General features: G+C 37.6%; 24 protein-coding genes. 10 read left to right on the top strand and 14 right to left on the bottom strand.

Annotated features, from left to right (window positions below):
- Positions 1-113 precede the first annotated feature (113 nt).
- Genes QCQ61_RS15175 through QCQ61_RS15165 form a run of 3 tightly spaced genes read right to left on the bottom strand, consistent with a single transcriptional unit; the run spans position 114 to position 3,431 of the window.
- Entirely contained in the window at positions 114-1,319 is a 1,206-nt protein-coding gene (locus QCQ61_RS15175; protein WP_279448551.1) for an MFS transporter, read from the bottom strand.
- Positions 1,320-1,352: 33 nt separating this feature from the next.
- Positions 1,353-2,585, bottom strand: a complete 1,233-nt coding sequence (locus QCQ61_RS15170) for a M48 family metallopeptidase (protein ID WP_279448550.1) — start codon at positions 2,583-2,585, stop codon at positions 1,353-1,355.
- A gap of 39 nt (positions 2,586-2,624) precedes the next feature.
- A complete protein-coding gene (locus QCQ61_RS15165; RefSeq protein WP_279448548.1) occupies positions 2,625-3,431 on the bottom strand; it encodes a TrmH family RNA methyltransferase in 807 nt (268 codons plus the stop codon).
- A 166-nt stretch (positions 3,432-3,597) separates the two neighbouring features.
- On the opposite strand from QCQ61_RS15165, the gene QCQ61_RS15160 reads away from it, so the two are divergent.
- Entirely contained in the window at positions 3,598-4,443 is an 846-nt protein-coding gene (locus QCQ61_RS15160; RefSeq protein WP_279448546.1) for a DUF6503 family protein, read from the top strand.
- 94 nt (positions 4,444-4,537) lie between these two features.
- Here QCQ61_RS15160 and QCQ61_RS15155 read toward each other — a convergent pair whose 3' ends face one another.
- Positions 4,538-5,605: a DUF3810 domain-containing protein gene (locus QCQ61_RS15155; protein WP_279448544.1), complete on the bottom strand. Its 1,068-nt coding sequence runs from the start codon at positions 5,603-5,605 to the stop codon at positions 4,538-4,540.
- 206 nt (positions 5,606-5,811) lie between these two features.
- On the opposite strand from QCQ61_RS15155, the gene QCQ61_RS15150 reads away from it, so the two are divergent.
- Positions 5,812-7,263, top strand: coding sequence for an aminoacyl-histidine dipeptidase (locus QCQ61_RS15150; protein WP_279448542.1), 1,452 nt, complete (start codon positions 5,812-5,814; stop codon positions 7,261-7,263).
- Positions 7,264-7,438: 175 nt separating this feature from the next.
- Here QCQ61_RS15150 and QCQ61_RS15145 read toward each other — a convergent pair whose 3' ends face one another.
- The 6 genes from QCQ61_RS15145 to QCQ61_RS15125 form a co-directional block, all read right to left on the bottom strand.
- Entirely contained in the window at positions 7,439-7,873 is a 435-nt protein-coding gene (locus QCQ61_RS15145) for a hypothetical protein (protein WP_279448540.1), read from the bottom strand.
- Positions 7,842-7,979, bottom strand: coding sequence for a T9SS type A sorting domain-containing protein (locus tag QCQ61_RS15565; RefSeq protein WP_431605796.1), 138 nt, complete (start codon positions 7,977-7,979; stop codon positions 7,842-7,844). Before QCQ61_RS15565 ends, QCQ61_RS15145 begins: the two co-directional genes overlap by 32 nt.
- Positions 7,980-8,100: 121 nt before the next feature.
- Positions 8,101-8,949 carry a zinc metalloprotease gene (locus QCQ61_RS15140; RefSeq protein WP_279448538.1) on the bottom strand — a complete coding sequence of 283 codons (849 nt, stop codon included), beginning with the start codon at positions 8,947-8,949 and terminating at the stop codon, positions 8,101-8,103.
- Positions 8,950-9,103: 154 nt separating this feature from the next.
- A complete protein-coding gene (locus tag QCQ61_RS15135) occupies positions 9,104-10,210 on the bottom strand; it encodes a peptidylprolyl isomerase (RefSeq protein ID WP_279448537.1) in 1,107 nt (368 codons plus the stop codon).
- A gap of 16 nt (positions 10,211-10,226) precedes the next feature.
- Entirely contained in the window at positions 10,227-10,775 is a 549-nt protein-coding gene (gldI, locus tag QCQ61_RS15130; protein WP_279448535.1) for a gliding motility-associated peptidyl-prolyl isomerase GldI, read from the bottom strand.
- Positions 10,765-11,790: a DHH family phosphoesterase gene (locus tag QCQ61_RS15125; RefSeq protein ID WP_279448533.1), complete on the bottom strand. Its 1,026-nt coding sequence runs from the start codon at positions 11,788-11,790 to the stop codon at positions 10,765-10,767. The genes gldI and QCQ61_RS15125 overlap by 11 nt, the downstream gene beginning before the upstream one ends.
- Before the next feature lie 143 nt (positions 11,791-11,933).
- Here QCQ61_RS15125 and QCQ61_RS15120 point away from each other — a divergent pair, with 143 nt between their 5' ends.
- Entirely contained in the window at positions 11,934-12,353 is a 420-nt protein-coding gene (locus QCQ61_RS15120) for a nucleoside-diphosphate kinase (RefSeq protein WP_062620831.1), read from the top strand.
- A 96-nt stretch (positions 12,354-12,449) separates the two neighbouring features.
- Here QCQ61_RS15120 and QCQ61_RS15115 read toward each other — a convergent pair whose 3' ends face one another.
- From QCQ61_RS15115 to recF, 3 genes are all read right to left on the bottom strand, one after another.
- A complete protein-coding gene (locus QCQ61_RS15115; RefSeq protein WP_279448528.1) occupies positions 12,450-12,746 on the bottom strand; it encodes a DciA family protein in 297 nt (98 codons plus the stop codon).
- 1 nt (position 12,747) lies between these two features.
- Positions 12,748-13,215: a lipocalin-like domain-containing protein gene (locus QCQ61_RS15110; protein ID WP_279448527.1), complete on the bottom strand. Its 468-nt coding sequence runs from the start codon at positions 13,213-13,215 to the stop codon at positions 12,748-12,750.
- A gap of 88 nt (positions 13,216-13,303) precedes the next feature.
- Complete coding sequence (gene recF / locus QCQ61_RS15105; RefSeq protein WP_279448525.1) at positions 13,304-14,389, bottom strand: DNA replication/repair protein RecF; 1,086 nt, start codon at positions 14,387-14,389, stop codon at positions 13,304-13,306.
- A 311-nt stretch (positions 14,390-14,700) separates the two neighbouring features.
- Between recF and QCQ61_RS15100 the strand changes: the two genes are divergently transcribed.
- From QCQ61_RS15100 to QCQ61_RS15070, 7 genes are all read left to right on the top strand, one after another.
- The gene (locus QCQ61_RS15100; protein WP_279448523.1) at positions 14,701-15,468 is read left to right on the top strand and encodes a tetratricopeptide repeat protein; all 768 of its coding nucleotides are present in this window, start codon (positions 14,701-14,703) and stop codon (positions 15,466-15,468) included.
- Positions 15,469-15,966 carry a 6,7-dimethyl-8-ribityllumazine synthase gene (ribH, locus tag QCQ61_RS15095; protein ID WP_279448521.1) on the top strand — a complete coding sequence of 166 codons (498 nt, stop codon included), beginning with the start codon at positions 15,469-15,471 and terminating at the stop codon, positions 15,964-15,966.
- 241 nt (positions 15,967-16,207) lie between these two features.
- Entirely contained in the window at positions 16,208-16,492 is a 285-nt protein-coding gene (locus QCQ61_RS15090) for a riboflavin synthase subunit beta (protein ID WP_279448519.1), read from the top strand.
- A gap of 6 nt (positions 16,493-16,498) precedes the next feature.
- Positions 16,499-18,370 (top strand): DNA mismatch repair endonuclease MutL, encoded by a 1,872-nt coding sequence (gene mutL / locus QCQ61_RS15085; protein WP_279448517.1) that lies wholly within the window; start codon positions 16,499-16,501, stop codon positions 18,368-18,370.
- A complete protein-coding gene (locus QCQ61_RS15080) occupies positions 18,371-19,105 on the top strand; it encodes a rhomboid family intramembrane serine protease (protein WP_279448515.1) in 735 nt (244 codons plus the stop codon). It abuts the gene before it with no gap.
- A 2-nt stretch (positions 19,106-19,107) separates the two neighbouring features.
- A complete protein-coding gene (locus QCQ61_RS15075; protein ID WP_279448514.1) occupies positions 19,108-19,983 on the top strand; it encodes a rhomboid family intramembrane serine protease in 876 nt (291 codons plus the stop codon).
- A gap of 3 nt (positions 19,984-19,986) precedes the next feature.
- Complete coding sequence (locus QCQ61_RS15070) at positions 19,987-21,003, top strand: endonuclease/exonuclease/phosphatase family protein (RefSeq protein WP_279448512.1); 1,017 nt, start codon at positions 19,987-19,989, stop codon at positions 21,001-21,003.
- A 31-nt stretch (positions 21,004-21,034) separates the two neighbouring features.
- Here the strand turns inward: QCQ61_RS15070 and QCQ61_RS15065 are convergent, their stop codons facing one another.
- Positions 21,035-21,676, bottom strand: coding sequence for a WbqC family protein (locus tag QCQ61_RS15065; RefSeq protein ID WP_279448511.1), 642 nt, complete (start codon positions 21,674-21,676; stop codon positions 21,035-21,037).
- Positions 21,677-21,783 lie beyond the last annotated feature (107 nt).

Here is a 21,783-nt window from a genome sequence, read left to right as displayed (position 1 = left end):
TAAAATTCTAAACAGTGCGCAAAGATAATATTCTAATGGTTATTGTTTATTATTTATTGAGTATTGTTTTGGTGGCCACGAAGTGCTGCACGTGCAATGTGGGTTTTGTGGTTTTACTTTGTGTTTTTGCTGCTTTGCGAAAAAATTGGCGATGCGTTGCCAACATTTCCCAAGAAATAAATAATAGCAAAAGAGGTTGCAATTGCAGTGACGATAAACGTAATTTTCGCTCCGAAATAAAACCATAACAATCCCGCGAAAACACTGGCAATCATAGCAGCAATACTTTGAAAAGCTGCGTATGTTCCCACGGCTGTAGCAGTGTCATTTTCATTTGAAATATTAGTAATCCACGCTTTGGAGATGCCTTCGGTTGCGGCGGCGTAAATTCCGTAGCCGAAAAAGAGGGCAATAATTATATATAAATTTGAAGTTAATCCCATTCCGAAGTACACCAAACTAAAAATGATTAATCCGAAAATAAACATTTTCTTTAACCCAACTTTATCGGCAAAAGTACCCAAGGGATAAGCGGTGAGGGCGTATATCAGATTGTAGAAAATGTAGATGCTAATTACCCAAGTATCATCCAGTCCGGCTTCTTTTGCTTTCAGAAGTAAAAATACATCACTACTATTAAACAGGGCGAAAAAGAGCAAGCCAATTACAACTTTACGATATTGCGCAGAACTCTGCTTCCAATAATTTAGAAAGGAGAAAAAATTTATTTTTTTCTTTTTTGAAATAATGTTTTCTTTTTGGTCTTTAAGCAGAAAAGAAGCAACAATTGCAAAAACGCCGGGAATAAAAGCGATATAAAAAAGATTTATATAATCTTCGGGAAAAAAGTATAAATACAGGAGCGCCAAAACTGGTCCGAGAACCGCACCAAAAGTATCTAACGATCGGTGGAAGCCAAAAATTTGCCCTTTATTTTTTTTGGTGGTTTCTGCCGAAAGCATGGCGTCGCGAGCGCCGGTACGAATACCTTTCCCCAATCTATCTGTGGTTCTAGCAAAGAAAATCCAAAGCGGATATACAAAAAGCGCCATCATGGGTTTGGAAATGGCGCTGAGGGCATAACCCAGTTGCACAAAGGGTGCTCGTCTTGCTTTGCTGTCGCTCATTTGTCCAAAATACCCTTTGCTCAAGCCCGCCACGGCTTCTGCCAAGCCTTCTAAAATACCAATCAACAAAATTGAAAATCCAATGCTTTTTAGATATATGGGCATTATTGGGTAAAGCATTTCACTGGCCGTGTCTGTAAACAGACTGACTAGTGAAAGAATCCATACGGTGCGAGTTATAGTGGTTTTCACATTACCTCTTTTAGTTAGTATAGGAAAGGTAGTTTATTTCTTCAAATTCCGAAAGCGCTGTAAAAGCGTAGGATGCGAGTAATGCACAAAAACATACAACGGATGGGGGGTGAGATTGCTGAGACTGTTTTTAGATAATTTTTTTAAACCTGAAATAAGTGGTGATGCGGCATAGGTTTGTTTCGCAAAGTTATCTGCTTGATATTCAAATTTCCTGCTTAAAAAATTCATGATAAAACTGGTAATCCCCGAAATGGGACTGTATAGTACGCCGAAAGCTATCAGCCCGATGTGAAATGAAGGTTGCGAAACATTTAAAGCTTCTGATAACAGCGGATTTCCAATAAACAATGACAACAACCAAAGCGTAAAACCAGTAGTTACAATTGCAACAAACAGGTTTATAACAATATGGTTGCGTTTGTAATGACCAACCTCGTGGGCGAGGACGGCTACAATTTCTTCTTCATTTAAATCTTTTATGAGCGTGTCGTAAAGAGTTACGCGTTTTTCACTTCCGAAGCCAGAGAAATAAGCGTTTGCTTTTGTACTGCGCTTGCTGCCATCTATCACAAAAATTTTATCTAATGTGAAGCCTACTTTTGAGGCGTAGGTTTCTATTTGTGAACGTAGCGTGCCTTCTTCGAGCGGGGTTTGTTTGTTAAAAAGCGGCACGATAAAACGTGCGTAAAATAGATTCATCAACACAGTAAAAACAGTTACAACTCCCCAAGCATAGAGCCAGAAATTATTCCCAGTGCTTTGATAAAACCAGATAATTGCGGCCAAAAGGATGCCTCCGATAACTGCGCCCATCAGCCAACCTTTCAATTTATCCAAGAAAAAGGTTTTGCGTGTAGTATTGTTAAAACCGTATTTTTCTTCAATTACAAAAGTGCTGTAATAACTAAAGGGTGTGCTTAAAATATCGCTGGCAATCATTATTATTCCGAAGAAAACCAAAGCGATTATTATTTCATTGTTTGCAAAGGAACGCGCTAATTCGTCTACATACGCGAAGCCGTCAAAAAAGAAAAACAGGAGGGTAGCAATAAGTGATACAGCCGAAGTGAGTATACCAAATTTATACCGTTCCGTTTTGTAGCGCTGCGATTTTTTGTATTCTTCCTCATCAAAAACATCCTGCAATTCTGCGGGAAGTGGCTCGTTGAAGTGTTTTGCGTTTAAATAATCTAACAATTGGTCAATTATAAAACTGACAATTAAAATTGCTATTATTATGAGGAAAAGGGTTTCTGGTTTCATAATTTAAATTCGAAAAGAGTACGAGTTCCTCTTCGGGGACTAAGGGGCTATTCTTTGTCTTTTCGCCTCAAATATAAGGATTCCCGCGGCTACGGAAACATTCATACTATCTATTTCGCCTTCCATTGGGATGATGATATTTTGGGTGCTGTTTTCAAGCCATGCTGACGAAAGACCGGTGGCTTCAGTTCCCACTACAATCGCTGTGCTTTCTTTAAAATTACAAGTGTGGTAAGGCACCGATGCTTGTAATGCAGCACAATAAATATTGACTTTATTTGCTTTCAAAAACGCAATAATTTCCGAAGTACTTCCCGTGGCAATTTTATTGGTAAACAAACACCCCACACTACTGCGGATGATGTTTGGATTATACAAATCTGTTTTCGGGTTGGCAATAATTACCGCATCTACATTCGCGGCATCTGCGGTACGAAGTAGGGCACCTATGTTACCCGGTTTTTCAGGGGCTTCGGCGATTAGTAACAGTGGTTTGTCGGTTGAAAGTTGCAGGTTGGCAAGTTCTAAAGTTTTGGAATGTACAATTGCCAAAACTCCTTCGGTAGAACCGCGGTAGGCCAGTTTTTCATAGATTTCTGAATTAATCTCTATGAATTCTGATTCACTATTAACAGATTTTTGTAACGTAAAAATTTCTTCTTCAGAAATAATTTTAGAGCAAAAAAGCAGGGTTTTTAATTGATAACCACCTTTTAAAGCAAGCGAAATTTCACGATGGCCTTCAATTACAAATAGGTTTATTTTGCGGCGTTCGCGCGATTTTTCCTGTAATAAAACAATCTGTTTTATCAGTGGATTTTGAAGGCTTGTTATGGTTTTATACATTTTGCAAATATACAGTACTGTTGATTATAAATATGATGGAAAAATTCGCCAATTAGATTGTGACAGAAGTTATCTAATTTTAAAACGCTGGAATCATAAACCTTTCCAAAAAACTTCTCCAGCACGTTAAGCTTTTTTACTTTTAAATAATTAAAAACCAATTAATATGAAAAAACTAATTTTAATGTCTGCTATTATAGTAGCTTTTTCTGCCTGCAGAAACGATAAGAAAACTACAGGTGAAGATCCGCGGGTTGATGGCACCGAACTTGATACAACCGGCATTGAGGCGCCAGACGGTGAGGTTAAAATCGAACAGGTTGCGGCTCCCAAAACCTTTCCAACTTCACTTCAAAATGTTTTTATGGCCCACGGCGGACTGGACCGTTGGAAGCAAATGAACAACCTTTGTTTTGAAATGAAGGGCAAAAACGGCGATGAAATTCACACCGTTTCCTTGCCAAACCGAAAAACAAAAATTGAATCTAAAGATTGGTCTATCGGAAAAGACGCAAATGGAGTTTGGCTTTTACGACACGATTTAAGTTATGAAGGCAACCCCGTATTTTACCATAATTTGATGTTCTATTTTTACGCAATGCCTTTTATAATTTCAGATCCGGGCACCAATTATACCGCCGTGGAACCAACGGAATTGGACGGTAAAATGTACAACGGTTTTAAAATTTCGTATAACGATAACGTGGGCGATTCGCCAGAAGATGAATACATTTTATATTTCAATCCAACTACCAATAAAATGGCGTGGTTGGCATATACTGTAACGTTTAAGGATCAAAAGAAAAGCGACGATTGGCACTATATAAAATACGACAAATGGCAAGAAGTAAACGGACTTTTACTACCTGAAAAAATGGTTTGGTATAATGTTGAAAACGGCAAGCCAAAAGGAAAAAAGATGGATATAAAATTTGATAAAGTAACCGCCACCGAAACGATGCTCGATGCATCTGTTTTTGCAAAACCGGCTGAAGCAGAATATGTAAAATAGAGGTGAAACCTGAGACGTTAGACTTGAGATTTTAGACGCTAGAGTACGTTTTTTGATTTCGATTTGAGTTTCGATTTGAGTTTCGATTTCGATTTTACAACCTTTTATCTTCAAAATAATTTACAACCAAAGCTACCATATAATCATAACTCATAATACCGCGGCTTTGGTTGTTGGCTTTTAAAAAATTATCCCAAAATATTTTCGAAAAATTTTCAAATGGGTTTTCATAACTTTCCCAAAAATCGCGCATCTCTTTATAACTGGCCAGAATTCCTGGATTTATGGTGGTTAAAAGGTCATAATATTTTGCTTCGTCTCTTCGTGCTATTTCATTAATTAAATAGCGCAGCGTAAAAATATATCCGGCATATTGTATGTACGGATCGTCATTGTGTAGTGTGGAAAGCGTGGCAATAAAATTGGCTTCGTTTTCTGCGGCATACCCTATTTGGTGTGCTTCTTCATGGCACGCAACTACTGGAAATTTATAGGTTGTAATTAAATTATTTACTTGAGCTTCACCCGAAAAAGGGTTGAGATAACCGCTGTACCCCATATAGGTAAGACCCAAACTCCAACCACTTTTTTTAAGGCTTCGTGGCGAGATGGCGAGTTGCGGAAATTCTTTTTCCAAATTTTGATAACCGTTTAAGGTCTTTGTAAAAATTTCCTTTTGCGAATAGGGTAAGTCAATTTTCACGCTATCGGCATAACCTAGAGCGCGGTGCATTTTGTTGCTTTTATCAATAAAGCGAATGGTAGTATTAAAAAGCTGTTCGGTAGTATAATCGCTTTCCAGATTTAACGATTTGTGCAATGGCAATCTGTAATAATTAAAGCCCCATAGAATGTGAAACATAAAATACACTATGGAAGCGGCCGCAAGAATATCAACAAAAAATGGTAGGGTAGCGGTTTTAAGTCGTTTTACATTTTTATAGAGCCAGCGAAGAGCCATTATTATAATTAGTAAGTAAAACAAATCGCCAACCGAAAAAGGAATCCACCCAAAAAGATAGCGCGAGATTTTTGAAAGTATGGGGTAAAGGCCCAAACTATAATATTGTTCTACAAATTCTGGGAAATGTTTCAGAATTTGAAGTAAAATTATCTGAACAGGAAGCAGGAGCGCAAGAATTAGCGCAGTTCTTTTTTGCATATTTCAAACTTACAAAGTAATTCTTTCCCAACATAATTTTTATAGCGGTTGTAAAACTGTAATTTTGCGATTACTTGACCACGAATACACGAATATTTTTCTATTCAATGTTACGGAAAAATGCATTTCGCTGAAATGCCTGATTAACAAAACTTAATTATTCTTGACTTCGAGGCGAAAAAATTTCACAATACAAATTATAAACTATGAACGAAGAAATAAGAAACCTAAAACCCAAAGCGCTTTGGAACAAATTTGCAGATCTAAACGCCGTGCCACGCCCTTCAAAAAAGGAGGAACGCGTGATTGCGTTTATGAAAGACTTTGGAAAAAATCTAGGCTTGGAAACTATTGAAGACGAAGTGGGCAACGTGATAATCCGCAAACCCGCAACCCAGGGAATGGAAGACCGAAAAATGGTCGTCCTGCAAAGCCACTTGGATATGGTTCACCAAAAAAATAACGATACCAACTTTAATTTTGACACTCAGGGAATTGAGATGTATGTGGATGGTGATTGGGTTCGCGCAAAAGGCACAACCCTTGGCGCCGATAACGGTTTGGGGGTTGCAACCATAATGGCTATTCTTGAAAGTAACGAAATTGAGCATCCCGCAATTGAAGCCCTTTTTACTATAGATGAAGAAACCGGAATGACCGGCGCTAAAGGCCTAAAAGGTGGTTTGTTAAAAGGCGACATACTTTTAAATCTCGACACCGAAGAGGACGATGAAATAGGTGTAGGCTGCGCGGGTGGCGTAGATATTACTGCAACAGGCACCTATTCGGAAATTGACTCACCACAAAATGCTTCTCCTTTTATAATTAAAGTGAAAGGACTAAACGGCGGCCATAGTGGTATGGATATTATTAAAGGGTTGGGGAACGCAAATAAGCTAATGAATCGCGTACTATTTGCCACTAACGATTTTATGCAACTGGCAAAATTAGAGGGCGGAAGCCTGCGCAATGCCATTCCTCGTGAAAGTGTGGCGCAAGTTGTAGTTACTTCGGAAGAAGAGTTTAAGTCAGCTTTTGAAAAAATAAAAAATGATATTATATCCGAATACAAATCTTTGGAAGAAAATTTGACCATTACTGCTGAAAAAAGCAGTGAGGCTTTCAAAAAAACAATGGCCGAGGCAGATCAAAAAAACTTTTTGAATGCGATGAATGCCGCGCATAACGGTGTTTACCGAATGAGTCCGGATATTGAAGATTTGGTGGAAACTTCAAATAACATTGCAAAAGTTTCGGTTTCAAATGGAACTATTAAAGTGGAATGTTTAACGCGTAGCTCTGTAGAATCTTCAAAAGATGTTTTAGCGAATGCGCTAACTTCAGTTTTTGAACTTGCAGGTTACAAAGTGAAGCTAGCTGGCGATTATCCGGGTTGGGCACCAAATATGGACAGCGCAATTTTGAAGGTTTTAGATAGCCTTTACCAAAAGATGAATGGTGAAAAGGCGAACGTAGCAGCTTGCCACGCTGGATTGGAATGTGGTATTCTAGGTCAGAATTATCCAGAGATGGATATGATTTCCTTTGGACCAACCATTAAAGGAGCACACTCTCCCGATGAGCGGGCTAGCATTTCATCTGCGCAAAAATATTGGGATTTTGTTTTGGAAATTTTAAAGAACATTCCGAAGAAATAGAACCAAGAGTCACGACCACTTCGTTGCACGAACCAATACAGATTCAGATTAATTTTATAATAGCATTTAAAATAATCAGTCGGGTTTCATTTAAGTCGAGATTTGTAATTCACAATAAAAAAGAGGAGCCAATTTAAAACTGGTTCCTCTTTCTTTTAAGATTACACAGGTTACCTTATTCTGTCAATTTTTTAAATTTTTCTGCACATCCTTCATCACACGGAGTTGGGTTAGGTGTCAATATTAAATTACCTCCTTCAAAGGTCACATCGTAATCTCCGATTGACCCAGCCTCCGGACAGTCAAACGTAATATTAATATTAGTGGATGAGTTAAATGTCCACACTCCATTACATGTAAATTTATTTGAAGTGATTATATTATTATCCTTGAAATTATAAATATATCCATTCTCAATTGGGTACCACTCTGGAAAATTTGAACCATCACTACCATATATCTCCATTAATTGCCAAGAGCCAATTAAAGAGTTCCTTACACCACTATCATCATTTTTCTGACAACTACTATTGTAAGTAAGAAATAATAGCAAATTAAGAAAGATACAATATTTCAATCTACTTGATGATTTTTTTTGTAATTGTTTCATTATTTATTTGAGTTTTAATTATATAAATGCCAGGTTTAAACCGTGAGGTATTAATTTTATTTGTAAATGTTTGAAGAACTACATTTCCGTATATGTCGAAAACCATTGTCTTTATTTTAAATTCATTTCGATTTGGTTCTTCTTCATTTTCTTCACAAGGATTAAGGTTTAATATATAAATATCATCACTTTCCTTTAGATATGAAAAATCATTTAGACAAGGAGGATTACCTCCACCTCCTACTGTAAAATATTTTATAAAAGTCCCACATGAATTTGTAACCGTTGCTTTTGCATTTAAAATCCAAGGATTGGCTCCACCTGCTACATGTGCAGAAATAAGATTTTGATTCTGTGAAATGGTTCCTTGTCCTGATACTTTTTCCCAAATTACGTTTGAAATGAATTGTTTGTCTGCATTGTTCTAAAGAGTAGGACATAGTATTTCCTGTATCTGGACTATATCCACCGCCGCCGATATATACACAGTTTGAATTAACTTGATTAAAGAGACAAGGATCGGCGGGCGTATCACAAATATAATCACCACATATTGTACAGTTAGTACCATTAATAGCTTCTGCACATGCGTTAAGAGTTTCACAAGTTGAGCTGTGATGCGTATGAAAAAGATTTAAGGAATGACCCAATTCATGTGCAGCCGTTGTTTCTAGCGCATACTGATTAACCACTACCAGATAGTTACTTAAAATACCAGCTTTTCCTTTGAAAGACGCATAATTTACCAGATAAAAATTTATTGCATTTGGATCATTATTAGTTTGAACAAGATTATCGTAATTTATATCATTCAAATTATAATATGTAGAGCTATTTATATAATTGAATCCATTGTTATTTAAATAAATATTAAATGGATCATAAACTGCATTAAGATTATCTATAATATATTCCAGACTCTGGGATGGGAAACCTCCACTCCCATTTGAGTTTCGTACAATATGAAATGAAATATTCACGCAAAGAGGAGTAGAAATATCTGGTGGAGATGAAGTTTTTGTAGTATCATTAAAGACTATCACCGGAAGTGCCACATTCAAGTTGAGAATAAACATTGAACGTCAAAATTAAAATTACAAATAGAATATTTTTTTTTCATATTTTTCTTTAAAGATAGTTTAGTGGGACTTAAAATAAGATATTTTTTACAAAAAAAAGAGGAACCAATTAAAAACTGGTTCCTCTTTTCATTTATAAGAAGTTAAATACTTACTCTGTAATCTCAACAATTTGAAGCTCGAAAATCAATTCAGAATCTGGAGGGATTACTCCTGGAATTCCTCTTTTACCGTAAGCTAAATGGGCAGGGATAAAAATGGTTGCTTTATCGCCAACCTTCATATTTAAAAGACCTTCGCGGAAACCTGGAATTAATTTTGCCTCCGTGCTATAATCTGTAGGAACTGGGACGTACTGTCCGGCAGCTTTTCGCATTTCATTTACCATTTCAAACTTTTCGGCGTTTTCAAGAATGTTTGAGTCAAACATATGGCCGTCTGAAAGAAACCCTGCATAATTCATTAAAATTTTATCTCCTTCCTTGGGTTGTGGGCCTTCTCCTTTTTCATTAAAATATATTTTAACGCCCGAAGGAAGCGAATCTGCTTTTGCTTCAAGAGCATTAAGCTCTTCGGCTTTTTGCGCTGCTACTTTATTGATGCGCTCCTCTTTTTCTTTCTTTTGTTTTTCCAGTCGCGCCATTTCTTCAGTGAAATAAGGAACTTTTACATTTCCTTTATTAATAATATTCACTGTTTCAATAATTACGGGCTCTTTAGGTTTGTCGCCAGGTTTCTCGGTTTCCACATTTCCTATAGAGTCCACAACTTCCTGCCCTAAAACAATTTCACCAAAAATAGTGTGGCGACCATTTAACCACGGCGTTTCTTTTAATGTAATAAAAAACTGACTACCGTTTGTATCTGGGCCCGAATTGGCCATTGCCAATAATCCTTTTTCCGTAAAATGAATTGAATCGTTGGGCTCATCGGGGAAGGCATATCCTGGATTTCCGGAACCATCGCCTTTTGGATCGCCACCTTGAATCATAAAATCCTTAATAACACGGTGAAAAGTGAGGCCGTCGTAAAAGCGCTTTCCTTTGTAAAGTGAGTCCACCATACCGTTGGTGCCTTCTGCCAAAGCTACAAAGTTAGAAACCGTAAGGGGGGCGGTATTATTTTTAAGTTTTGCAACAAATGTTCCTTTGTTGGTAATAAATTCGGCATAAACGCCATCTTTAAGTTCGGGATATTTTTCCTGACAAGAGGCAAACGCAAGGGTAAGCAATAAAAATAAAAATGTTAGTTTTTTCATCCTTTTAAAATTAATTTTAGTTTGATTGTTCTATTGAATGTAAAGTAATTGTGCTCTGCACCGGTATATTGGTGCCGAGTTTTGCTTCAATCCCATAATAGCCAAAAGCTTTATAGGAAGGAAAAAGAAAGGTTACAATTTCACCTTCCTTCATAAGTTTTAGACCTTCACGAACACCAGAAATTAGGTCTTGGTTACTTTGGTCTATCTTGTATTGTTGTATGCCATTTTCTTGTTCTGAAAGAATTACGCTCCCGTTAAAGTCTTTAATATTGTAAGAAAATTTAACGATATCGCCTAAATCTGGCATTTCGGTATTTGTAGTATCTTTTTTATTGTAGTAATACCAGAAGCCGTTTTCAGACGAAATATAATCTGTGGTAGAGTCTTGAGCCATTATTTTTTCGATATAACTTTTCTCTTCGTCGTAGATTTTTTTGTTTCGCTCTGCAGATTCCTTAATAAAAGTACCTGATGCACTTTGCACTGGACGCCGAGCTTCCGGGCTTTTACACGAAATTATTAAAACAAAAAATAATGTGCTATAAAACAGCTTATGAAGCATCTGTGAGTTCATTTTTATATCGTGGCAAGATACTAATAAATTCGTTTATGGTTTTGTTAAGGTCTTGCGAACTTTTACCGCCTGCAGCGTTAATATGGCCTCCGCCGCTGTAATGGTTGCGCGCAAAATCGTTCACCGAGAATTTACCTTTGCTTCTAAACGAAATTTTTACAATGCTTTCCTGCTTATTTTCAATAAATATGACCGCGAAATTTATACCTTTTACAGATAAGGCATAATTTACAAATCCTTCGGTATCGCCTTTTTTAAAATGGTGATCGTCCAAATCTTTTTGGGTAAGGGTTATATATGCCGTGTGCAATTCGGGCAAAATTACCAGATTGTTTAAAGCCACTCCCAAAAGTTTCATGCGTTCGGGGCTGTTTGTATCGTAAACATTTTGGTTTATAATTGCACTCTCTGCACCAGCTTCAATTAATTTTGCAGCCACTCTATGTGTGGTTGGACTTGTGGAAGAGAAACGGAATGAACCGGTATCTGTCATTATACCAGTGTATAGATTTATGGCAATGTTATCAGACAGATTTTCGGCCTTCCCCAACGCATCCATAAAATGATAAACCATTTCGGAAGTGGAACTCATTTTTACATCGCTATAGGTTGCTACGGCATAATCTGCGGGCTGCTGGTGGTGGTCTATCATTACAAATTTTGCCGATGCGTTTTCCAAAACTGCTTGTAACTCGCCGCCCACTCTATCTAAACTATTAAAGTCTAAGGTAAAAATTAAATTGGCAGCCTTACATATATCGTTGGTTTTCTGAACATCTTTTTCATAAATAACAATTTCTTCGCAACCCGGAAGCCATTTCAGAAAATCTGGAAAATCGTTCGGCATAATAACGGTAGCGCTATGGCCTAAACTTTTCAGAAAAAAAGAAAGTCCCAAACACGACCCTACTGCATCGCCATCTGGATTTTTATGTCCCACAATTACTATTTTTTGTGGTGAAGCAAGCAGTTTATCAACAAGCTGAGCGGTATCTTTTTTCATAGGGGGCGAAGATACGAAAAGCCCCTTTACCTCCAAAGAGAGAATTTGGGGGGAATTAAACTTTTAAGTGAAGTTATCTTTAAGCTTTTAACTTTGGGCTTTAAACTATTAATAGTACTTTTGCCGAAATTTTAAAAAACAAAATGAGAACAGACAGAACATTTACAATGTTAAAGCCAGATGCCGTTGAAAAAGGACACATTGGCGCCATTCTTGAAAAAATTAATGCTTCCGGTTTTAGAATCGTAGCGATGAAACTTACGCACATGACCACGCAAGATGCCCAAGCATTTTACGCAGTGCACAGTGAACGCCCATTTTATGGCGAATTGGTTGAATATATGACCCGCGGACCAATCGTTGCAGCAATTCTTGAAAAGGAAAATGCAGTTGAGGATTTCCGTACATTAATTGGAGCTACCAATCCTGCAGATGCAGCCGAAGGTACCATCCGTAAATTATACGCAGCGTCTATTGGTGAAAATGCTGTTCACGGCAGTGACAGCGATGAAAATGCAGCAATTGAAGGTGCTTTTCATTTTGCAGGACGTGAAATGTTTTAAGCGTTTATAAACTTTTTTTTATTTTAGACCTATCAGGTTTTCTCTTGTACTTCATTGCTTTTTTGCATAGGAGGAAAACCTGACAGGTCTTTTTTTTTACCGTAAAACCAGTTTCTTAACCAATTCCTTCCTTAATTCTTCATTGAGTAATTTGATTATCTTTTCTTTCCCATAACTCAATTCTTCCCGCAAAACCGAAGAGGAAAGTTGAACATACAACGTTTCCCGATCTAATTTAATGTCGGTCGTGTATTTTGAAATAGCCACGCCCATAACCGTATCCCAGGCTTCCTTTGCATTTACTTTGTCTAAGCCCTTGTCTAAACGATTTGCTCCTATAAACTCTTTTAATGCGTCTCCAATTGATATGTTTTCTGCGTGTCGTTTTGCCATTTTAAAGTCTTGAGTTATCAGGTCCCGGTTGTGAATAATCAATCGTTGGACTCTCTAAATTGAAATTTTTGAATTTTGAATATGTGTAAATTTTATTATCTCTATTTACAACAGTTAGCATGCTATCTTTTGCTGAAATCACCGTTTCCTTCCATGCGTCAAAAGGAGTTTTGTAATACATTCGCAAACTGTCTTCTTCAATTTTTAAGGTGAAGTTTTCAGAATCGCCATTGGTTGTAAAACTTCCGTCAAAGTTTGGCGATACCTTTGTGCGCGTGCCGCTATTACCATTTATTTCAATATAATCCACCACAGTGTTTATAGTGAATTCTTTCTTTTCGCCATCGGGCATTTTAACGGATTTAATTTCCCAATACCCGCTGAGGTTCTGTTTTTGTGCTTCCGGATTTGGTTTTTCGCAGGAAAGGAAAAACATTGCAATTATTAAAAATGTGAATTTATAGCTCATAGTTTTTACATTTTTTTTGCGCCGTAGCGTCTTTGCGACTTTGCGAGAAAAAATAGCACGCAAAGACGCCAAGCTTTATAATTAACAATTAACTTTTAAGTGGAAACATTTTATAAGTTTGATGCACTTTTTTTATTACTTCCTCTGTACGTTCTGCGTGGGTGTCGCTAATAAATAGCTGCCCAAAATTTTCATTGTCCACTAAGGAGATTAAGTGCTCCACCCGAGTTTCGTCCAATTTATCAAAAATATCATCCAATAGCAAAATCGGGTTAGTTTTTGAATGATTTTTTATAAAATCGAACTGAGCCAACTTTAAAGCTATAAGATACGACTTTTGTTGACCCTGAGAGCCGAATTTTTTAATGGGATGTCCGTCAATCTCAAAGACTAGATCGTCTTTGTGTATCCCGAAATTGGTGTACTGTGAAAATCGGTCTTTTGAAATATTATTTTCTAAAAGGGATAGCAAATCGTTTTCCTGCAATTGACTTTCATACACCAAATTTATACTTTCCTCGCCACTGCTTATAGATTTGTATCGATTTAAAAAGATAGGTAGAAATTCTTCTAAAAACGCGATACGCTTCCCAAAAATTAAAGTGCCAAAATTATGAAGTTGCTCGTTGTAAATATCAATTGTATCCTGATTAAACGTGTGGTTGGCTACAAAATATTTTAGTAAGGAATTTCGCTGGGCCAGCACTTTGTTGTACTTAAGCAAGGTGTTTAGGTAATCCGGATCGCGCTGCGAAATTACGCCGTCAATAAACTTTCTGCGTGTGTCGCTACCTTCAATAATTAAATCTCTGTCTGCGGGCGAAATAATCACCAATGGTAAAAAACCTATGTGCTCGCTAAATTTATCGTAAATTTTCCCGTTGCGCTTTATAATCTTTTTCTGCCCTTTTTTTGCGCTTACCACAATTTTTTCGGGACTTTCTTTTTTCTCATACAAGCCTTCAACTACAAAAAATTCTTCGCCGTGTTTAATATTTTGGGTTGTTATTGGGTTAAAATAACTTTTTCCGAAGGAAAGATGATAGATAGCATCGAGTGCATTGGTTTTTCCTACGCCATTATTGCCCACAAAACAATTTATTTTTGGGTCGAATTGAAACGTTTCAGATTCAAAATTTTTATAGTTGAGTAAGGATAGTTTTTGTAAAATCATATAAAAAGTACCATAAGACATTTTCACTTACGGCGATGGACAAAAATTATTAAAAAATTGATTATGAAAATAATTTAAGGACAGCAAAAATACAAGCTTTAGCGCGATTTTGCCTTGGGTGAACGTTACTTTTAATATTTGTTGCTGTTAATGCGGTGTTATTTCTATAATTTTGGCAGCGTAACAACGATGTACAACCGCTTTGCAAATTATTAAAAAATAAGAAATATTATCCTTTCAAATTCCATTAAAAATTTTATTTTTGCGCCACTCCCGCGAAGGCGGGAATCTTAATAAATTATAGTAACACTATGGCAACCTACAAAAAACGCGGAGGCAAACCAACTACAAAGGCTGATAAGAATGCACAGCTAGAAGAAAACAGTACAACAGCAGAAGTTTTTAACACGCTGGATGAAGGCGCATCTAAAACCGAAGCTTGGGTAGAAAAAAATCAAAAAGGCATTTTAGCTTTTATTATTGTGGTAGCAGTTTGTGTGTTGGGTTATTTTGCATACGATCAATACATTAAGGGCCCAAAGGAAACAGAGGCAATGAACGAAATGTTCCAAGCGCAGAGCTATTGGGAACAAGCTTTAACCGCTCCGGCTAAAGATTCGCTTTACAATCTTTCGCTTCAAGGGGGCGAGGGCAAGTATGGGTTTTTAGATATTATTGAAAACTACGGTGGTACGGATGCCGCAAATTTGGCGCATTACTACGCTGGAATGGCATATTTAAACACCAACAAATACCAGGAGGCCATTGCGCAATTAGACAAATTTAGCAGCGATGACGATATATTGGCTCCATTGGCAAAAGGTGCTATTGGCGATGCATTTGTACAATTGGGTCAAAACGAAGACGCCTTAAAATATTACGAAGAAGCAGCCAAAATGCGCACTAATGATTTTACAACGCCACGCTTTCTTTTAAAGGCAGGTATTGCAGCAATGGCTTTAAATCAAAATGATAAAGCTTTGGCGCACTTCAAAAAAATAGCAGACGAATATCCAAAGGCAACCGAGGCTTCAAAAGCCGAAATTTATACCGGGCGTGCCGAGGCAATGAAAAAATAAATGGCTACAGCAAATACAAATTTATCGGCTTACGATAAAAACACAATCCCAAACGCGAAAGACTTTCGGTTTGGGATTGTTGTTTCAGAATGGAACCACGACATTACCGAAGGTATGTTTCAAGGTGCTTTTGATGCGCTTAAAGATTGTGGCGCTATAAACGAAAATATAGTACGGTGGAATGTGCCTGGGAGCTACGAACTAATTTACGGCTGCAAACGAATAACGGAGAGTTACGATATGCTGGATGCCGTAATTGCAATAGGAAGCGTAATTCAGGGCGAAACAAAACACTTTGACTACGTTTGTGAAGCCGTGGCCCAAGGCATTAAAGATTTAAACGTTCAAGGCAATATACCCGTAATTTTTTGCGTACTTACCGACAATACTATGCAACAGGCCATAGAGCGAAGTGGCGGTAAACACGGCAATAAGGGCACGGAAGCTGCCATTGCAGCAATTAAAATGGCACAGCTGCGGAAGGAATCGACATTTTAAATACTAAATTGGAAGTGCGAAATGGAGAAGTCAGAAATTAATTTTTTTTCTCTGAGTAACTCGATGTAGTAATTTAGTTTACTTCAAAGAATTTCAAAATTCCTTATTTCTCACCCAACCGACACCCGACAACCGACACCCGACACCCGACAACCGACAATGGTACAGTAATTGTTTAAAACAAGCTTCGGAAACGTTTTAGAAAACACTCTATTTTCTGTAACTTTGAAGCACGACAATTATGGGACTTATAAGCAAGCGAAAAAATAAGAAGTATAGCTACAAACCACGTCATTATGAGTATGACGGTGATGGTAGCCCTTTTTCCATGGGGCATAAATTTGATGAGTTTAGAACCACGGTTGGCGACAACAAAGGTTTAAAGGGAAAATTTATAACCGCATGGGCAGATTTGCGCCAATCTTCAGACAGAAACGCAAACAGAAGGTTGCTCATTATAATTTCTATTTTAGTGCTTCTATTTCTCTTTATTATCGATTTTGATTTATCTATTTTCTACGCATAAATTTTAATGGCAGACATTATTGAGTTATTACCAGATCACGTTGCGAATCAAATTGCAGCTGGGGAAGTTGTTCAGCGACCCGCTTCGGTAGTGAAAGAGCTGCTCGAAAATGCCATTGACGCAAAAGCGACGGACATTACTTTGGTTGTAAAAGACGCGGGAAAAACCCTTGTACAGGTTACAGACAACGGCTCGGGAATGAGTATTACCGATGCCCGTTTAAGCTTTGAACGGCATGCGACTTCAAAAATTAAATCGGCTGAAGATCTCTTCAACCTTCACACCAAAGGGTTTCGTGGCGAAGCGTTGGCATCTATCGCGGCAATTGCCCATGTTGAGCTAAAAACAAGAACCGATACTTCAGAAATAGGAACCCACCTTACAATTGAAGGAAGCAAGGTTGTTTCGCAAGATCCGGCAGTGGTGCCAAAAGGGACTACTATTTCGGTTAAAAATCTATTTTACAATATTCCCGCCAGACGAAATTTTTTAAAGAGCAATCCCGTAGAAACACGCCATATTATTGACGAATTTCATCGAGTGGCTTTGGCGCATCCAACGGTGTCTTTTCAGATGTTGCACAACGGAAGCGATGTTTTTAACCTTCCTGCTTCAAATTCACGGCAACGGATTGTTCATATTTTCGGAAGCAAAACCAACGAAAAGCTGGTACCCGTAAGCGAAGAAACCGAAATAATTAAAATTGAAGGTTTTGTAATGAAACCTGAATACAGTAAAAAGAGTAGGGGGGAGCAGTTTTTTTTTGTGAATGACCGCTTTATAAAAAGCCCATATCTACACCACGCCGTTTCATCGGCTTTTGAAGGTTTGATGAAAAACGACGTGCATCCTGGTTACTTTTTATTTTTGGAGGTAGATCCGCATTCTATAGATATAAATATACACCCAACAAAAACCGAAATAAAATTTGATGATGAGCATGCTATTTATGCTATGCTACGCGCTACGGTTAAACACAGTTTAGGGCAATTTAACATCGCGCCAGTATTAGATTTTGAAAGAGATAAAGGCTTTGACACGCCGTACGAATACAGCAAAAAATCGCCCACGGCACCTTCCATAGAAGTGGATAGAGATTTTAATCCGTTTCAGGAAAGGGCTAAGCAGGGCAATATTAAATTTCCGTTTAAAAGAGAGGTATCACCTTCGTGGGAATCGCTTTACGTGGGATTAAAAGATGATTCCGGCCATGCACACCCATCTGGCCTGCGGTCCTCCACCGAAGCCGAAATGGAAATGGAATTTGAAAGTGAAGAAGTAACCGGAAGTATTTTTGAAAGTAAAGAAACCGAGACAGGACAGGTAACCCTGCAACTTCAAAATAAATACATTGTAAGCCCGTTGAAAAACGGAATGATGGTTATTCATCAAAACTTGGCGCACCAACGTGTTTTATACGAAGAGTTGCTAAAGAATATAACGGTAAAAGAAGCTGTTAGCCAGCAATTATTGTTTCCGTTGGAGTTACATTTTTCCAAACCCGATGTAGCCATTATTGAAAAAGTACGGGAACAACTGGAGCACACAGGTTTTATTTTTTCAGAATTAAAAGATGAAACTATTGAGATAAGTGGTATTCCAGTACAAATACTAGAGAGCCATGTTGTAAATTTGCTTAGCCAATTGGTGCACGATATTAAAGAAGAAGTACCCGATACTGGATTTAGCCAGAACGATATGTTGGCAAAATCAATGGCGGCGAGTATGGCAATTAAATCTGGTGTTTCCTTAAATAAAGAAGAACGTGAGCATTTAATCAATCAACTTTTTGCTTGTAAAGAACCAACCGTTAGCCCAACAAACAAGCCTGTTTTCACCACACTTGATGTGAGTGATCTCGATAAAAAATTTATGTAAATGGGAAGAATAACCGATACTGTAAAATTTTTACTAATTCTTAATGTCCTCTTTTTTATAGGCTCGCAATTTACTGGGGGCGTGGCAGAGCGACTTTTTGCTTTATACTATTTTGAAAATCCGAGCTTCCAGTATTGGCAACCAGTGACATCCATGTTTATGCATGCCAATTTTTTCCATATACTTTTTAACATGTATGCACTTTGGGCCTTTGGTTCGCCTTTGGAAATGCGTTGGGGGCAAAAAAAGTTCCTGTTTTTTTACTTTTCGGCGGGGCTAGGTTCGGCTTTGATTTATAGTTTGGTGAATTACTACCAATTGCACAGCGGTATGGAGGCGCTGCTAAGTGCCGGAATGGGCCAAGAACAAATTATGGAACTCCTGAACACTGGGAGGTATAATACTTCAATTTTAGATTTTGTTTCGCAAGATACTATACAGGGCATGTATAATACATATAACGGAATGGCCTTAGGAGCTTCGGGAGCGGTGTATGGTGTTTTGGTCGCTTTTGGATTGCTATTTCCAAACGTTGAATTAATGCTTATTTTCTTGCCAATTCCTATAAAAGCAAAGTACTTTATTCCCGGCATTATTTTATTGGATGTAATTTTTGGAATTACAGGAACACCAACTGGTATAGCGCATTGGGCGCATATTGGTGGCGCGCTCTTCGGTTTTGTGATGGCTTGGTACTGGAAAAAGAACAGTTTTGATAACCATCGTTGGAATTAACTATGGCAGCAACCAGTCTATCATATAAATACAAAACCGCCAATATCTTGGTGAAGCTCATTGTAATAAATGTAGTGGTATATCTATTGGTTTATTTAGGGTCATTTATCTTAAATATGAGCCCACAATATGCCACGCGTTGGTTTGTATTGAGCGATGATTTTGACACCCTTTTGTTTCGTCCGTGGACGTTAATTACGTACGGCTTTCTTCATTATGGGTTTTTACATATTTTGTTTAATATGCTGTGGTTGTATTGGTTCGGGCAATTTGTTTTAAACTTATTTACCGGTAAACGACTGCTCACTATTTATTTACTGGGTGCGCTTTTTGGCGGTTTGCTTTTTGTAATAGCTTATAATCTCTTTCCTGCTTTTGCGCAGAGCCGGGGATTTTTAATTGGGGCTTCGGGCGCTGTAACTGCAATTATGGTTTTTATAGCTACTTACACGCCAAATACCGAGGTGCGTATTTTTACCTTCACCATAAAACTTTGGCATATTGCTTTAGTTTTATTTCTTTTGGATTTGGTGCGAATACCTTCTTCAGGAAATGCAGGTGGCTTAATGGCTCACGTGGGTGGCGCTATATTTGGATATGTGTATGCCGTGCAATTGGCAAAAGGAAACGATATAGGAAAATGGTTTGAAAACTTTATGGATTGGATTGCCAATTTCTTTAAACCAAGAAGTAAAAAACCGTTTAAAACGGTTCACCGAAACACAAAAACCGCTTCCACTCAGTCTAAGTCTAAAGCGTCTAAATCTGAACATCAAAAAAAAGTGGATGGCATTTTAGATAAAATTGGAAAGAGCGGGTACGATAGTTTAACCAAAGCGGAAAAAGACTTTCTCTTTAAGGCTGGAAAAGACGAGTAATCCATGCGGAAGTTTCTCAATAAAATGATTTACTGGGGCAATCTGCTCACGGCATTTCTTTTGTTAGTGTCATTTATTCTGCCCTATCTACCTCCAAAAACATTCCCCGAACTCGCATTACTGAGCTTGTTTGTTTCTTTATTAATTATATTGAATATTCTTTTTGCCGTTTATTGGGCTTTTCAATTGCGCAGACGATTTTTTGTGTCGATTACCGTGTTGGTTATTTCGTACTTTTACTTTAATGTTTTTTATGAAGTTTCTTCGCAGGGTGATACTTCGCAATACAAAAACACTTTAAAAGTGCTATCGTACAATGTACGCTTGTTTAATGCGTATGAAAAAGATACAAATGGTGAAGCCTTTAAAACATTTTCAGCTTTGCTCGAGGAACAAAATCCGGATGTTGTTTGTATTCAGGAATTTTACAAACCCAATGGCATAAATTTTTCGGCATATCCGTTTCAATATATTCACTTTAAATCTGAAAAGGCCAAATTGGGTCACGCTATATTTTCTAAATATCCGTTAGCAAATACTGGGGCATTCGATTTTAAAGGAACTTATAATAATACGCTTTACGCCGATGTGATTAAAGGAACAGATTCCATAAGAATTTATAGTCTTCACTTGCAATCCCTCGGCATTATACCGCGGGTGAGTTTTTTGCAGGAAAGCGACAACGAAAAACTCCGAAAACGCGTTTCGCTGGCGTTTGACAAACAGCAGGAACAAGTTGCTTCTATTTTGGAGCATAAAGCAAATACAAACAATCACGTGCTAATCTGCGGCGATTTTAACAATACGCCTTTTTCGTACATCTATCGAAAGTTAAAGGACGGTATGCAAGATGCATTCCGCGAACGCGGCAACGGCTTGGGAACTACCTTTATGTTTGAAAAATTCCCGATGCGAATAGATTATATTTTTGCGTCAGAAGGTTTGGATGTGCTAACTTTTGAAACTGTAAAAAATACATTTTCTGATCACCACGCGGTTCAAGCAACGGTGGGGTGGTAGCCTTTTTGAAAAATATAAGAATTTGTAAATGCTAGCTGTCGGGGGTAGAATTTGCGGGAAGTTGGGCATTTTCTAAATAATTGAGCGTATTTGGTCCTTCATTGAAAAGCAAATCCAAAACCGAAAGATTTGGCAAAAAGGGATGATTTGCCTGATGAACTTGCGTATAGGTGTTCGGTTGAAAGGCAGATTTTCTCTTGGCATTTACCAAAATACGCAAATCGGTAATGGCAGGTACTTTTTCGAATGAGGTGCTTTTGGCAACTTCAACCTCAATGCCAATAATATCGCATAAAAATTCAAAAATTTTCAGATTGTGCGCTAACAAATGGCCAACGGGTTCGGTAAAAAAAACCTCCAATTCATCTTCGTAAAATTCAAAAAAAGGGGAGGTACGGTACGCACTTTGTAAACTTCGCCAATGATGTTCCTGCCACGGAAAATCATTTTCAACAATTACTTCTTTTGTTTTTTGGCGTTTGGCAGCTTTGTTGTGTTTTATGGGAATATTTAAAAGCAACTTTCCGTTGCTGTGGGCTATAAAAGTGCGATTTCGGTACGTTTGTTTTTGGTAATTATCTTCTACTTCAAAAACCACTTTCTCAGCCTGAGCCACTGCCGCCATTTGTTCAATAGACGGAAAATAGGAAGGATGTAGCAGAATTGTTTTCATTTGAGACTTTAGGTATTCAAAAATAAAAAAGAAAAAGAGATGGCACCGGTAATGAAAGATAAAAAATTGAAAATCATGCGGTGTAATTCAATTCTGCCATCGGGGGT

Origin of the sequence: Aequorivita marisscotiae, from assembly GCF_029814825.1 — a bacterium.
Lineage (GTDB): Bacteria > Bacteroidota > Bacteroidia > Flavobacteriales > Flavobacteriaceae > Aequorivita > Aequorivita marisscotiae.
The sequence above is the reverse complement of the archived record's forward strand: the minus strand, read 5'-3'. Positions and strand labels throughout refer to the sequence as shown.

Excerpts from the sequence above, each read along its gene's own strand:
- QCQ61_RS15070 (WP_279448512.1), top strand. The coding sequence starts at position 19,987 with ATGCGGAAGTTTCTCAATAAAATGATTTACTGGGGCAATCTGCTCACG.
- recF (WP_279448525.1), bottom strand. The coding sequence starts at position 14,389 with ATGATTTTACAAAAACTATCCTTACTCAACTATAAAAATTTTGAATCT.
- QCQ61_RS15125 (WP_279448533.1), bottom strand. The coding sequence starts at position 11,790 with ATGAAAAAAGATACCGCTCAGCTTGTTGATAAACTGCTTGCTTCACCA.
- QCQ61_RS15150 (WP_279448542.1), top strand. The coding sequence starts at position 5,812 with ATGAACGAAGAAATAAGAAACCTAAAACCCAAAGCGCTTTGGAACAAA.
- QCQ61_RS15160 (WP_279448546.1), top strand. The coding sequence starts at position 3,598 with ATGAAAAAACTAATTTTAATGTCTGCTATTATAGTAGCTTTTTCTGCC.
- QCQ61_RS15080 (WP_279448515.1), top strand. The coding sequence starts at position 18,371 with ATGGGAAGAATAACCGATACTGTAAAATTTTTACTAATTCTTAATGTC.
- QCQ61_RS15135 (WP_279448537.1), bottom strand. The coding sequence starts at position 10,210 with ATGAAAAAACTAACATTTTTATTTTTATTGCTTACCCTTGCGTTTGCC.
- QCQ61_RS15120 (WP_062620831.1), top strand. The coding sequence starts at position 11,934 with ATGAGAACAGACAGAACATTTACAATGTTAAAGCCAGATGCCGTTGAA.
- QCQ61_RS15145 (WP_279448540.1), bottom strand. The coding sequence starts at position 7,873 with ATGAAACAATTACAAAAAAAATCATCAAGTAGATTGAAATATTGTATC.
- QCQ61_RS15140 (WP_279448538.1), bottom strand. The coding sequence starts at position 8,949 with ATGTTTATTCTCAACTTGAATGTGGCACTTCCGGTGATAGTCTTTAAT.
- QCQ61_RS15170 (WP_279448550.1), bottom strand. The coding sequence starts at position 2,585 with ATGAAACCAGAAACCCTTTTCCTCATAATAATAGCAATTTTAATTGTC.
- QCQ61_RS15065 (WP_279448511.1), bottom strand. The coding sequence starts at position 21,676 with ATGAAAACAATTCTGCTACATCCTTCCTATTTTCCGTCTATTGAACAA.
- gldI (WP_279448535.1), bottom strand. The coding sequence starts at position 10,775 with ATGCTTCATAAGCTGTTTTATAGCACATTATTTTTTGTTTTAATAATT.
- QCQ61_RS15075 (WP_279448514.1), top strand. The coding sequence starts at position 19,108 with ATGGCAGCAACCAGTCTATCATATAAATACAAAACCGCCAATATCTTG.
- QCQ61_RS15110 (WP_279448527.1), bottom strand. The coding sequence starts at position 13,215 with ATGAGCTATAAATTCACATTTTTAATAATTGCAATGTTTTTCCTTTCC.
- QCQ61_RS15115 (WP_279448528.1), bottom strand. The coding sequence starts at position 12,746 with ATGGCAAAACGACACGCAGAAAACATATCAATTGGAGACGCATTAAAA.
- ribH (WP_279448521.1), top strand. The coding sequence starts at position 15,469 with ATGGCTACAGCAAATACAAATTTATCGGCTTACGATAAAAACACAATC.
- QCQ61_RS15155 (WP_279448544.1), bottom strand. The coding sequence starts at position 5,605 with ATGCAAAAAAGAACTGCGCTAATTCTTGCGCTCCTGCTTCCTGTTCAG.
- QCQ61_RS15090 (WP_279448519.1), top strand. The coding sequence starts at position 16,208 with ATGGGACTTATAAGCAAGCGAAAAAATAAGAAGTATAGCTACAAACCA.
- mutL (WP_279448517.1), top strand. The coding sequence starts at position 16,499 with ATGGCAGACATTATTGAGTTATTACCAGATCACGTTGCGAATCAAATT.
- QCQ61_RS15565 (WP_431605796.1), bottom strand. The coding sequence starts at position 7,979 with ATGGTTTTCGACATATACGGAAATGTAGTTCTTCAAACATTTACAAAT.
- QCQ61_RS15100 (WP_279448523.1), top strand. The coding sequence starts at position 14,701 with ATGGCAACCTACAAAAAACGCGGAGGCAAACCAACTACAAAGGCTGAT.
- QCQ61_RS15165 (WP_279448548.1), bottom strand. The coding sequence starts at position 3,431 with ATGTATAAAACCATAACAAGCCTTCAAAATCCACTGATAAAACAGATT.